The organism is Flavobacterium sp. 25HG05S-40, assembly GCF_052654735.1.
The window spans coordinates 2,352,669-2,366,323 of record NZ_CP199750.1; the positions used below are offsets into that span (position 1 = coordinate 2,352,669).

Here is a 13,655-nt window from a genome sequence, read left to right on the forward strand (position 1 = left end):
ATACAAATTTCCAGTATAACTGTTTATTGGAGTTGCACAATTTTGGGTTTGATTTGCAAGATTTACAAATCCTCAATTTGTCTCCGTTTTATAGATTTTAAGTTTTTGAAATAGGTTGGCGAAAAGCCAGTTATCTTCTTGAACTGGTTGCTTAAATGAGAAACGCTACTGTAATTTAAAGAATAAGCAATTTCACTCAGTGAAAGTTCATCATAGATAATTAACTCTTTTACTTTTTCAATTTTCTGATTTATGAAATACTTCTCAATAGTAGTATTTTCGACTTCTGAAAACAGATTACTCAACGTGTTATAATCTTGATGCAATTCTTGTGAAATATAATCGGATAAGTTACTTTTCAAATCGTTGTTTTTATTCTGAACCAAATCAATAATCAGTGTTTTAATCTTATCGATAGTTTTACTTTTTTTATCATCAATTAAATCAAAACCAATAGCACGAAGCTTTTTCAGTAGTTCCTGTTTTTGGTTTTCTTGAATGTCATTTTTCAATTCGACTTCGCCTAATTCGACTGCAATGGGGTTAATTTCCAAATTTTCAAATACAGACTTCACAGCCATTTTACAGCGACTACAAACCATATTTTTGATGTAGAGTTTCATAGTAAAAAGTTTTTTGCTTAAACAATATAAACTAACCTTGCTAAATGAATAACAAAGTTAGTTTAAGTTCCTGACCCAAGATTATGTGTTATTTGCTTTCTTCTGTTTTTTCAGGAACAGGCTCAGTTAATTTCATACCACATTTAGAGCATTTGTCATTCATTTTCCCCTGTACTTCGGGATGCATTGGGCAAGCATACATTTTTTCGTGATTTTCCATCGTTTTAGTTTTGTCGTTCATCATTGTGCTATCATTATCCATCATTGTACTGTCATTGTCCATCATATGGGAATGTTCTGTTGTAGCTTCTTTGTTTTTTTGGTTACAAGAAACCAATACGAATGCCATTACTATGGCTGAAAAGATTATTTTTTTCATTTTTATTAGATTTTAATTCACAGATTATTTTCTGCTATATAATTATACATTTCTTTATTATAGAAATAGTTATATCATTATTTCTATAATTTGTATTATTCATACAAAATTATTTTATGGTTTCTACTGTTTTACCACAAGTCAACATTTGAGAACCGTAGTAAGGATTTTTGATTGCACTTTCTTTGCTTAACCAATCAGCTCCTTTTCCATCATTTGCCATTGGGCAATGTTGGTAGTAGGTTGGTGTTTCTTGTTTTGAAACTTTGATTAGGTCATAAATGTTTTTTGATAAATCCATAAAATGGTCACGTTGATGTTTGATGTCTTTTGTATCAGCAATATGTTCCGAATGCTCTTTTAAATCATTTAAGACTTTCATCCATACCATGTGAACCTCCATTTCTAATTTATCCATTTTTACGTTATTTATAGCTGTTAATAGTGTTTTAGCTTTTACAGAAGCACTATTGCCATCGGTCTTTACTAAAGCATCTTTTAGTTCAAAATAACTATCAAATACTGGTTGCAGTTGGTTTGTCTTTTGCGTTTCTGTTACAGTTACGGTGTTTGACATTTCCATTTTAGGTTCTTCGCTTTTAATTGCCGTTTTTGCTTCACGCTCATACTGACAACAGCCGGGAAGATTTGAATAGGCTTTATCAGGTGCAAGGAATTTTTCACTGTCATAACCTGCTAATGCAATACGTTTTAGTATTTCGTCTTGATTGGTTTGTTTTGTATCATAAGTTAAGGTAGCCATGCTGGTATCTTTATTCCAATCTACTTTAGCTACTTTATTGATAGTGCCTACCTTTTCTATGGTTGTTTCACACATTCCACAATTTCCGAATATTTTTACTGTGTCGGTAGTGGCATTTTTGATTTGTGCATTTGATACTGCGATTGATAACAATAGTACTATTGCCATCATTGTTTTTTTTAATGTGTTCATTATTTGTAAATTTTTAAAATTAAAGTTATTAATCTATTACAAAGTATAGCATTGAAAAGCTACTCTTTTAAAATTAAGATTAATCGAGAAAGGAGGGTTTTAAGCAGATTTTGCTTATTGATTTGACACACTTATGGCTGTCAAAAACTGGTTCTAGCTTATTTTTGGTATTAACCAAAGGGAATAGAAACCCGAAGAAATAAAGGTTTCTGCATTAGAAAATTTTTGTTTCTCGAAAGAAAAATCAAAATGATTGCTTGTAAATATAAGTTCAGATGAAATGGTAAAACCAATACTTGCTGAAGGACAAGCACATTTTGAATGACCACATTTTCCGCCACATCCGTCATGGTCTTTTGATTTAGAATGACTGTCACTATCGCAACAATTATCTTTTTCTGTTTTTGATGAAATTTCTTTTTTTAGAGGATGTTTATCAGAGCAACTGCCACAAGCATAACTGTTATTAGGCATAAAGAATATGCCTAATAACAGAAGTAATATGAAGTGGTTTTTTTTCATTTTTAAAACTAAACATAACAAAAATAATTAAATTCAATCATTATTTAACTAAACATTTGTTAAACGTTGTTTTTGTTAAGAATTGTTTAAAAACCATTGCAATGTTTTCTAATAATAATTGTAATGGTATTGCAATTATAGTTTAATGTCAATATGCCTTATTTTAAAGGGATTACGAGATGTTGCAATAGTATTGTAATGATTTATAATGATAATTGCAATGCCATTGCAATTGTTTGATACTAAAATCAAATTCTTGATTTATTCAGCAATTCTCAAAACTGTTTCCTTTTGCTGTTTTTGGCTTTGGATGTTCCAATAAACCGCCATTTGTTGCGCATAATCAATTGGAGTTTTACCTATGTAATTCAAAAACTCCTTTTCGGTGCTATGCCCTGTAACGTTTAAAAGTAAACCAGTTGGAATATCTCCGTAATAATTTGTAGCAAATGAACGTCTGCAAATATGTGAAGTAACTAACTCCCATTTTGGAAAATCTCCATTTTCTTTTCGAGAAGTCTTAGGGTTCATTCTTGCGCCTGAAATTATTTCATTCAATTTAGCTTCTTTGCAAACATCTTTGATGTGTAAATTAAATTTAGCTTTTGAACTCTCTATGTTTTTGCTGTAAAGAGGAGGGAAGTTACCATTTCGCTTATCTAAAATTCCTCTTACTTTATCGTGCACAAGTATGGAAACTCGTTTTTTAGTTTTTTGTTGGATAAGTTCTATAAAATCTAAATTACCTATTTGCTTAATATCCTGCTTGGTTAATTGCAATAAATCACCAACACGTTGACCAATGTAACAACCTATCAAGAGCCAATCTCTTGCATCTTGTAAATGCGCCTCTTCCAAATCAACGTTTTCGATTTCCGTTAATTCACTCCAATTAAGATAAATTTTATCAATTTGAACACTAAAACCTTTAATTTGTTGAAGTTGTGGACTTATCGTATAACCCGATTTTTGAGCATCCAAACAAATGGTCTTTAAAAACTTGATATAACGTCCCGCTGTATTTCTGCTTAGTTTTTCTTCTTCAAGTAAATATTTAAGGAAATCATTTCTATATTTCAAATCAATTTCAGACAGTTTATATTTATGGCGTTTATACTCTTGAAATCCCTGTATTTTTAATTTTATTGTTTTGTATTTTGTGATTGTGGCTTTTGATGTTCCGAGTTCTCCGGTTCGGTCATTTGTTTTTAACTCCAATTTTTCTACATAGAGGTCACAATAATTAAGAATGAAATTGTTATCTGTCTTGTCTGCTTTATTAAAATGGGAATTTAGACAATCATTTAGCCAATCTTTATTTACTATATCTGCTCCAGTACCACTTTTATTATATCTACTGATTATATAAGATTCCAAAGTGTCTAATTCATTTTGCAGGTTGTCTCTTTCTAAAAATTGAGCAACTTTTCGGATTTTACCACTTGCGTTATTAAAATAAGCCGGATTGATAACTAATGGTGTTGCTAGTTTAATATCAGTTTCTCTATTTGCAACAAATCGAATATATATTTTCGTTGGATTATTATTTCCTCTAATTGAAAATTTGATAGTAGCCATATTTCATATTTTAGTTACAGCAAATATAAATAGTAGAATTATTATAAAAAAATATTTGTCCGACTTTTGTCCGACGAAAAGCGAATTAATTTTAATTTCATCTAATCCAAATTAATTATATTTTTTACAAAAATTCCTTTAAATACTTAACTTAACAGAGTTTTTTAGCTTAATTCAGTTATTTTGAATTAATTGATAATTAAGCTGTTTTGTTCCCTCTTTCTCCGCAAAGCAAACCCGAAACGAAAGTTTCGGGTTTTTGTTTTTGTGGCGGTGTCAAAAGCTCGCTTTTGTAAGACGTTATAAAAACAAAAACTAAGGCTGTGCAACAGTCTTATAGGTTTGCTTTGCTCAGGATACCCTACATGGGCTCACCGAAGGTAATCCCTAGTTACTTACGAAAATAAAAAAACTAATGGCTGTGAAACAGCCATTGCAGTTTTCTTTTGCAAGGTTCTCCCCTATGAGCTCACCGAAGGTAATCCCTAGTTACTTACGAACATAGAAAAACGAACTAAAGTTCGTGTACCTGCCTGCCGGCAGGCACGCCTGACTTCCAGTGGCAGTCCTCCTCTTACTATCAAATTCTTACTATCAATTGCAAAGGAAACCTGTTTAGGAACAACGAAGTTAATTCCTACCTCTCCTTCTATTCAAGTGTTTTTTTCGGTGAGAGCTAAACCTGACTGGTTTTAAAAACCTGTCAGGTCTAGCTTAGTATTGCCTATAGATACATCTGCAACAATTTTGAAGCGTGAGGAATAGTACAGTTCCCCAACTCAAAACGAGATACGGAATTGTGGTGAAGCTTTAAAAGTTGGCATTTCATCCTGAAAAACCCAGCAAACACCTTATTCCTTGAACCTTTCTTCTCATAGTGTATTGTTTTATACCAAAACGTTTACGCTACCCAAAGGCACCAAAAAATACCTCCTCATGGTAGGCTTAGGATTTGCTACCGGAACCTTATATGCCGATGAAATCTCGGTTATATTTAACTAAAAAGCTATGAAAAAAATTGTCTTCCTTTTTGCTGTAATGACGATAAGTCTAGCCTGTTCCAAAGATGCATCAGGAACTCCAGACGTCATTGATCCAATCGATCCAACGCCTTCCGATGCTTTAACACCTCAAAATGCGAGAACCTACATGACCGACCCGAATGCAACCAACGAAACGGTAGCGTTGTTTTATAATTTAAAAAAACTCTCTAAAACCAAAACGGCTATTGGTCAGCATGATGCCTTCAATGCGTTTTTCGGAAATATTTCGGGGGATTCTGATATTAAAAAATCGACCGGAAAAGACCCTGCTATGCTAGGTTCTGACTTTATGTTTATTACCGACAAAAATAACAACGAACAATCGGACAATTGGTATTACCAACAAGAACAAAAAATTATTGCTGATACGAAAACCGCTTACAGTCGAGGTATGATTAATACCTTCTGTTGGCATTTGCGCGAGCCTAACAATGAAGATGATTTTTACGCCAGCGACATGACATCGGAACAAACGGCTACTGCTTTTAGAGGTCTGATGCCAGGTGGTATTCATCACAATTGGTATAAAGCCAAATTGGATAAAGTAGCATCAGTATTGAATAATCTCACCGATACTAATGGAGTTAAAATTCCGGTAATCTTTCGCCCTTTTCATGAGTTTGACGGCAGTTGGTTCTGGTGGGGACAAAACTTTTGTTCAGCCGAAGAATATAAAACGATTTTTCGTTTTACGGTCGAGTATTTAAGAGATGTCAAAAACGTTCATAACGTATTGTATGCCTTTTCTCCTGATAATTCATATGCCAACTCCGGAAGCTACTTATCCCGCTATCCCGGAGATACCTATGTAGATATTTTGGGGATGGATAACTATGGAGATTTTTCATCCGGCCAAGGCATCAATGGGGCTACAAGAGCCAATCAGAAATTAACCATGATTTCGGATTTGGCCATAAACAAAGTCAAAATAGCAGCATTAACTGAAACCGGATTTCAGGTAAACACTTCCAACAGTCCCATAACCGATTGGTTTTCGAGCTACTTATACAGTGCTTTGTCCACTAACAATCCGCAAATTGGGTATGTCATGTTTTGGAACAATAACCAAAACGCCTATTATGTACCTACACCAAGCCGACCAAACGTAGCCGACTTTATCACGTTTTCTCAAAAAGCGAAATCGGTGTTGCAACCTAACTTAGGGAACCTTTATATCTTACCCAACTAACCCACGTATGAAAAAAAATATTGTATACATCCTATGCTTGCTGACCTGCCTTTCCTGTAGCAGCCAACAATCCTTTATTACGGTTAAAAAAACTAAGTTTATAAAGAATAACCAACCGTATCACTTTGTAGGGACTAATTATTGGTATGGCGCCATGATTGGGGCTAAAAATGGCGATAGAACTCGACTTTTACAAGAATTAAACGAGTTAAAAGCGAATGGAATTACCAATCTCAGAATACTAGTTGGTGCCGAAGGAGGCGACCAGGACTTTACGGTAACTCCGGCCTTACAACCACAAAAAGGCAACTATAACGAAGAATTATTGGAAGGTTTAGACTTTGTCTTAGCTGAAATGGGAAAACGCGATTTAACTGCTATTTTATATTTAAATAACAACTGGGAATGGTCCGGCGGTATGGCTAAATATTTAGAGTGGAATGGTTACGGAGCAGTTCCAAATCCGAATATTGCGCCGAATACTTGGCCGCAGTTCATGACCTATACTGCACAATTTCATCGTTGCGAACCTTGTAAAGCTGATTTTAAAAAGCACATGCAGTTCATCATAGGAAGAACTAATTCTGTTACTCAAAAGAAATATACAGAAGATACAGCAATTATGGCTTGGGAAGTGGCTAATGAACCGCGCGTGTGGACCAAAGAAAATGAACCGGCCTTTACCCAATGGCTGAATGAAACGGTAGATGAAATCAATCTACTGGACAAAAATCATTTAATAACTACTGGTTCTGAAGGAAAAGCAGGTTCCAATGACGATATTGCTACTTTTGAACGGACGCATACCAATAAAAACATCGATTATCTAACGATGCACATCTGGCCTAAAAACTGGGGGTGGTATCGTGCAGAAGATGAAGCCGGCTCTACACCCATTGCCATTCAAAAAACCATTGCCTATATCGATGAGCATATTGTCGTTGCCAACAAGCTGCAAAGACCATTGGTTTTGGAAGAATTCGGATACCCAAGAAGCAAAGAAAGTTTAGATAAAAAGGCATCGGTAGCGTATAGAAATCAGTATTACGCAGCTATATTCGAACGCTTAGCCAAAGCCATTACCAACAACGAACCCTTTGTTGCGTTGAACTTTTGGGGCTACGCCGGTATAGGTAGAAATAATCCTGAAAATGGAAAATGGCACAAAGGCGAAGACTTCACCACCGACCCACCGCAAGAACCACAGGGATTGAATTCGGTTTTTTCAACCGATACTAGTACTTTAGATTTAATGAAGGCTTATAATCTTAAATGGAATAAATAAGTAGGTTGCTTATTGTAAAAAAGCTTCAATTGCTATCAGCTCCTCATTTGAAAACGCTACATTTTTCAAACAGGCTAAACTATTATCCAATTGATTGACCGAACTGGCTCCCAATAAAACAGAAGTTACCCTTTCGTCTTTTAATAACCAAGCCAAAGCCATTTGGGCCAAAGATTGACTACGTTGTTGGGCAATGTCATTAAGTGCTGTAATCTTTCGAATGATTTCTTCCGTAATAGCATCCGTTTGCAAAAAACCATTCGGATTCATCGCACGAGAATTATCGGGAATACCGCTTAAATATTTATCAGATAATAAACCCTGCGCTAAGGGTGAAAAAGCAATAAATCCAAGACCTTTCTCTTCTAAAACATCAAGTAAGCCTTGTTCAGGTTCACGACCAAACATAGAATATCTGGCTTGATGAATAACGCAAGGCGTACCCAAATCCCGTAAAATTTTGGAAGCTTGAGCAGTTTGTTCCGGACTGTAATTAGAAATCCCGGCGTAGAGTGCTTTACCACTTTTCACGGCAAAATCTAAAGCCATCATTGTTTCTTCCAGCGCCGTTTCAGGATCAAATCGGTGCGAATAAAAAATGTCGACATAGTCTAGATTCATTCGTTTTAGACTTTGATTCAAACTGGAAATCAGGTATTTTCGGGAACCCCAATCGCCATAAGGTCCGTCCCACATTTTATACCCAGCTTTGGTAGCAATCACCATTTCATCACGAAGATTTCCCTGAAAGTTATTCTTCAGAATGGTTCCAAAGTTAGTTTCCGCCGATCCCGGAATCGGGCCATAATTGTTGGCCAAATCAAAATGAGTAATCCCTTGATCAAAGGCTCTTTTTATAATTGCTTCCCCATTTTTAAAATCATCCTCTGACCCAAAGTTATGCCATAAACCTAACGCAATTTGAGGCAATAACAAGCCACTTTTACCACATCTATTGTACTTCATACATTTCTTTTAGCAAAAAAAGGATTGAAAATAGTCCAACCCTTTTTTCAAATTAACTTAAAACATGAAATTATTTTAATTCAAACGTTGCTGCTTTAACATCATCCGAATTCGTTCCTACAAACACTTTAAATTGTCCGGGTTCTACCAAATAGTTCCCGTTATTATCATAAAAACCAAGTTCTTTTTCGGACAAGTTAAAGGTTACTGTTTTGGACTCCCCTTTTTTGAGAGCTACCAGTTCAAACCCTTTTAATTCCTTAACAGGTCTTGCCAAACTCGCAACAATATCCTGGATGTATAATTGAACTACTTCTTTCCCATCGTAATCGCCTACATTTGCAATCTCTAGAGTAACCGTTACTTTTTCACCTTTTTTATATTCCGATTGATTTAATTTTAAATTCTTGTATTCAAACTTGGTATAGCTCAAACCAAAACCAAAAGGCCATTGTGGCGTTTTATCCACATCGGTATAATGCGACCAAAATACATTATTCTCACTATTGGTAGGTCTTCCTGTATTGAAATGATTATAGTAAATAGGACACTGACCCACGTTTCTTGGAAAACTCATAGGCAATTTACCACTCGGATTATAATCACCATAAAGTACTTGCGCTACGGCATTACCGGTTTCTGTTCCGAGTTGCCAGGCTTCTACAATAGCTGGAATATGTTCGGCTGCCCATGGTAGTGCCAGAGGTCGACCGTTATTCAATACTAAAACAATATTGGAATTTACCTTGTAAATTTCCTCTAATAATTCTTGCTGAACTCCCGGTAAATCGAGAGTGGTACGGCTGCGAGCTTCACCACTTTGAAACCCATGTTCGCCCAATACCATAACCACTACATCAGCGTTTTTGGCGGTGTTTTTGGCGGCTTCAAACCCACTCTTATCAGTGGTATTGAATACCACTTCATCAACAAAAGTAGTTTTGCCTATAGTCAAGTCGGCTCCTTTTTCGAAGGTTAAAGCATTATCTTTGTATCGCTGCATTCCTTCTAAAACCGAAACCGCCGAATTGTCTTCTGCTGCAATGCGCCAACTTCCCAACGGACTGTTTTTATCATTAGCTAACGGACCAATAAGAGCGATTTTTTGACCCGATTTTTTTAAGGGCAACAGATTATTATCATTCTTTAACAAGACAATAGATTTTTTGGCCATATCCAACACCGCTTCGTGATTGTAGGCACTTCCAACCACTTGTTTTTCTCGGGCAGCATCGCAATATTTATAGGGATTATCAAATAAGCCCAATTCATATTTCACGCGAAGGATTCTGCGAACGGCATCGTCAATAAACTTGATATCGACTTTTCCCTCGTTCACTAAATTCACCAATTCAGCTACATACAGATGCGATTCCATATCCATATCGGCTCCGGCCTCGACCGCTTTTTTGGTGGCTTCTTTACCATCTTTTGCAAATCCGTGGTTGATCATCTCGCGCACAGACGCCCAGTCGGTAATGACAAATCCGTCGAATTTCCATTTTCCTTTTAAGATATCTCTTTGTAGAAAACTATTCCCCGTTGCCGGAATCCCATTCAGAATATTGAACGAATTCATAAAGGTTCGCACTCCGGCATCATTGGCTGCTTTAAAAGGTGGTAGTACGGTATTGTATAAGGTGGCATTACTGATATCCACGGTATTGTATTCTTTTCCGGATTCAGCAAAACCATACCCAGCAAAATGTTTGGCGCAAGCCGCAATCGTATTCACTTTGGCTAAATCATCTTCAGTATCGCCTTGAAATCCTTGAACTCTGGCGATTGCGATCTTACTGCCCAGATATGGATCTTCTCCGGCTCCTTCCATTACTCTACCCCATCGGGCTTCGCGGGAAACATCCACATTAGGGCCAAACGTCCAGTTAATTCCGGATGCTGAAGCTTCATCTGCTGCTACTTGAGTCGATTTTTTGATGGCTTCCAAATCCCAACTGGCTGCTTCGGCTAGTGGAATCGGGCTCAAAGTTTTATACCCATGGATGACATCAAAACCTATAATTAACGGAATACCGAGACGGGTTTGCTCGACCGCAATTTTCTGCACGGCACGAACTTGCCCGGTACCCCGAACCGTTAGCATTGAACCTACCCAACCTTTGCGTAAATGCTCGTATTTCTTTTCGGCATCGCCTCCTTTGGGAGCGGGACCGGTCACTTCCCAAAATCCGTTGTATTGATTCATTTGACCTACTTTTTCTTCTAAGGTCATTTTATTTAAAAGTACTTCTACCTTCTTGTTGATGGCTTCTTTTGTATTCATAGCGTTCGACTTTTGAGCATTGGCTGAGGCCAACGATAAAAGAGTAAGTATCAAGAGTGATTTTTTCATAGTTTATTCGCTTATAAATGAGGATGCAGGCAATCTCGCTTGGTTAAACAAATCAGATTGCGCTTCGTTTTTCCAAGCAAACCTAACATTTTTGGGATGTGCAACTTTATCCGATTGAACTTCAACAGTATTGTTTACGATTTTGGCCTTGGCCGGATAAAAAACGGCATCATCGCCTGCAATTTCGAATTGAGTTGATTTTTTAGATGCAAAGTACAGCCCTTCCGCATAGTCAAAGAAAACAATAATTTTTGACTTTTTGATAGTGAATGCTTTAAATAGAGGTCCATTCACCGCATTTGTATTCGTTTTATAAATATTGGCTAAGGCTAAACTCGCTAATCGAACGCCTACTGATTTTTTGTCTTTGGGATGGATATCATCCGTTGTAGAAATATCGCTAGTTACTACCATAGCCGTATTCGGAAGTTGTAAAGTGCGTCTTTGCAAATCCCGGATGATGACGCTACTAAAATCAGTACCTCCGTTTTGATAAGGAGCTAATTGAACAAAGTAAAAAGGAAACTCAGTTGCCCATAAGGAACGCCAAGAACGAATTAAAGCGCTAAAAGTTTTATCATAAATGGTGGAACCTACATTAGATTCACCTTGATACCAAAGTACTCCAGCGATGGTGTACCCCACTAACGGATGTATCATGGTGTTGAATGTTTTTGAATGACCAACAGGACAATATTCATTGGGATTTATTTTGTTGGCGGCTTGCACTAATTCGGCATTGTTTTGAAACACTTCTTTGGGCATCCATACCTCTGCGGAAGTCGCTCCCCAAGCCGAAATAATCAATCCGACAGGGACATTCTTTAGCTCCTCTGTGATTCGGTTGGCAAAAAAATAAGCCACGGCACTATTTCTTTTCATGGTTTCGGGAGAACATACCTCCCAATTTCCAGCGAGATTATTTTGAGGATTGTCTGAGGACGCTTTGGCTACAGCAAAAAAATGAATGTTGGGATGGGTCGCTTTCCTGGCTTCTTCTTCACCATTTAGTATTCCCCAATTGGCATTCATTTCCATATTCGATTGCCCCGAACAGAGCCAAACTTCTCCCAAAGAAACATTTTTGAGCACTAGTTCATTATAGCCTTTTATTGATATGGTATAAGGACCGCCTTCCTTTGCAGTTGGTATGATTACACTCCAATTCGCATTACTATCAGCGACAGTGCTATACTCTTGCTTGTTCCAGCTTGTCGTAATTATAATAGGTTCTTTGGGATTGCCCCAGCCCCATAGTTTGACATCCGAATTGCGTTGCAGCACCATGCCATCTGAAAAGAAACTAGGTAACGTGACATTAGCCATAGCACTATTGGCAATCATTAAAAAAAACAAAAAGAGTATCTTACTTCTCATCTAGCAATTTGGTAAAAAAGGGTTTCAATTGGGATGCCATTATAGTATGATCTTCAATATTGGGATGCCCGGTACATCCATTGGCGTGCATAGCATCATATTCAAACATCACTATTGGTTTGTGAGTTTTGTCATTTTTGAAGGTTTGAATGACCTTTTTTAAACAGTCCACCAAGACCTTATTCCGCTCTCCTGAAACCATCGGACTATTTAACAAAACTATCTGAGTGTTGGGGTAACGTTTAAAAAGGTTTATTACAAAATTAATGTAATTGTTGGTGTATTTTTCTTTGTTGAAGGACAATCTTGGCACTTTTCCATCACCATCAGACATATCGTTTGTTCCCAAACAAATACTAACAATATCCGGCTGATACGATGCATCAAAAGACATTGAAGCATTATTGTTTAAGTACAAATTCTCATATACTTGTGGCATGATAGGTTCTAGAATATTTTCATCATTCCAATTGCGGTACATTCCGATTCCGGATACGGAGCTCAACATGCAATCGACGTTAAGTGCTCTCGAAAGTATTGGGCCATAAGCCATATAAGCATTGTGTTGATCAAAGTACTCCCCTTGATTACAGGGCATTACAGAAGAATCGCTTTGCGCTCCGCAGGTAATGGAATCTCCTATGAATTCGATTTTCTTTTTGGAAGCTATAGTAGTGGGAACGATAGTAACTATTGATGTTCCATCAAAAAAAAGCGTGCCGCTTGCGGCCTCTGTAGCTTTGTAGATCGTTACCTGATGGTCTTTATTTTCAGTAGTTTGAATTGAGAATTTTTGTGCTGAACCTTTTTCAACCCTAAACCTTCCTTTGTATTGTCCATCCACTTCCAAACAAAAATAATTGTGGTGTTCCCAGGTATCCGTGCTTTTTAAAATGTAGTGGGCTTCTGTCCCTTTAAAGGTAAAGGTTACCGAAGATGCCGGAGAAATCAGATGGGCACTGCTTTCCGATATTTTCTCAACTCTACCTTTGAAAATAAAATTAGCAGCTTGAGTGGTGTTCGTTTTATTTTGGCAATTAGAAAATGTAGTGATTGCTATCAATAGAACACAATTAAGCCATGGATTAGATTTCATATTTTTTTTAATTCTATACCTTGTAAAAATATTTTATTTTAAGCAATATGTCTGATAGAATACTGTCAAATGTTGATTAAAAAAAATACTAGTGGAAGAATTTGTTACTTTCGTGCTTTTAACTGTCTATTTACTAAATTTATTTAACATAATTCAAAGTAATTTATCAGTTGCCTTGTAGGTTTGCTTTGCTATGTTACCTTGCACAGGCTCACCGAAGGTAATCTCTATTTATTAAAAACAGCTAAAGATTGGGTACCTGCCTACCGGCAGGCAGACCTGACCGCCA

The 13,655-nt window shown here is 36.7% G+C and carries 12 protein-coding genes; 3 read left to right on the forward strand and 9 right to left on the reverse strand.

Going from position 1 to position 13,655, the window contains the following annotated elements:
• Positions 1-62: 62 nt before the first annotated feature.
• The 5 genes from ACULEU_RS10210 to ACULEU_RS10230 form a co-directional block, all read right to left on the reverse strand.
• Positions 63-623 carry a helix-turn-helix domain-containing protein gene (locus ACULEU_RS10210; RefSeq protein ID WP_445452484.1) on the reverse strand — a complete coding sequence of 187 codons (561 nt, stop codon included), beginning with the start codon at positions 621-623 and terminating at the stop codon, positions 63-65.
• Positions 624-711: 88 nt separating this feature from the next.
• The gene (locus ACULEU_RS10215; protein WP_445452485.1) at positions 712-1,002 is read right to left on the reverse strand and encodes a heavy metal-binding domain-containing protein; all 291 of its coding nucleotides are present in this window, start codon (positions 1,000-1,002) and stop codon (positions 712-714) included.
• Between the two features lie 109 nt (positions 1,003-1,111).
• Complete coding sequence (locus tag ACULEU_RS10220) at positions 1,112-1,957, reverse strand: DUF3347 domain-containing protein (protein WP_445452486.1); 846 nt, start codon at positions 1,955-1,957, stop codon at positions 1,112-1,114.
• A gap of 153 nt (positions 1,958-2,110) precedes the next feature.
• Entirely contained in the window at positions 2,111-2,479 is a 369-nt protein-coding gene (locus ACULEU_RS10225) for a hypothetical protein (RefSeq protein ID WP_445452487.1), read from the reverse strand.
• A 261-nt stretch (positions 2,480-2,740) separates the two neighbouring features.
• Positions 2,741-4,057, reverse strand: a complete 1,317-nt coding sequence (locus tag ACULEU_RS10230) for a phage integrase SAM-like domain-containing protein (protein WP_445452488.1) — start codon at positions 4,055-4,057, stop codon at positions 2,741-2,743.
• Positions 4,058-4,915: 858 nt separating this feature from the next.
• Between ACULEU_RS10230 and ACULEU_RS10235 the strand changes: the two genes are divergently transcribed.
• Genes ACULEU_RS10235 through ACULEU_RS10245 form a run of 3 tightly spaced genes read left to right on the forward strand, consistent with a single transcriptional unit; the run spans position 4,916 to position 7,574 of the window.
• On the forward strand, positions 4,916-5,059 hold the full coding sequence (locus tag ACULEU_RS10235; protein WP_445452489.1) for a hypothetical protein: 144 nt from the start codon (positions 4,916-4,918) through the stop codon (positions 5,057-5,059).
• A 6-nt stretch (positions 5,060-5,065) separates the two neighbouring features.
• Positions 5,066-6,289 (forward strand): glycoside hydrolase family 26 protein, encoded by a 1,224-nt coding sequence (locus ACULEU_RS10240; RefSeq protein WP_445452490.1) that lies wholly within the window; start codon positions 5,066-5,068, stop codon positions 6,287-6,289.
• A 7-nt stretch (positions 6,290-6,296) separates the two neighbouring features.
• Positions 6,297-7,574: a glycoside hydrolase 5 family protein gene (locus tag ACULEU_RS10245; RefSeq protein ID WP_445452491.1), complete on the forward strand. Its 1,278-nt coding sequence runs from the start codon at positions 6,297-6,299 to the stop codon at positions 7,572-7,574.
• A 9-nt stretch (positions 7,575-7,583) separates the two neighbouring features.
• Here the strand turns inward: ACULEU_RS10245 and ACULEU_RS10250 are convergent, their stop codons facing one another.
• From ACULEU_RS10250 to ACULEU_RS10265, 4 genes are all read right to left on the reverse strand, one after another.
• Positions 7,584-8,540, reverse strand: a complete 957-nt coding sequence (locus ACULEU_RS10250; protein ID WP_445452492.1) for an aldo/keto reductase — start codon at positions 8,538-8,540, stop codon at positions 7,584-7,586.
• 70 nt (positions 8,541-8,610) lie between these two features.
• Positions 8,611-10,893, reverse strand: coding sequence for a beta-glucosidase BglX (gene bglX / locus ACULEU_RS10255; protein ID WP_445452493.1), 2,283 nt, complete (start codon positions 10,891-10,893; stop codon positions 8,611-8,613).
• A 3-nt stretch (positions 10,894-10,896) separates the two neighbouring features.
• Positions 10,897-12,270, reverse strand: coding sequence for a sialate O-acetylesterase (locus ACULEU_RS10260; protein WP_445452494.1), 1,374 nt, complete (start codon positions 12,268-12,270; stop codon positions 10,897-10,899).
• On the reverse strand, positions 12,260-13,366 hold the full coding sequence (locus ACULEU_RS10265; RefSeq protein WP_445452495.1) for a GDSL-type esterase/lipase family protein: 1,107 nt from the start codon (positions 13,364-13,366) through the stop codon (positions 12,260-12,262). The genes ACULEU_RS10260 and ACULEU_RS10265 overlap by 11 nt, the downstream gene beginning before the upstream one ends.
• Positions 13,367-13,655: the final 289 nt, after the last annotated feature.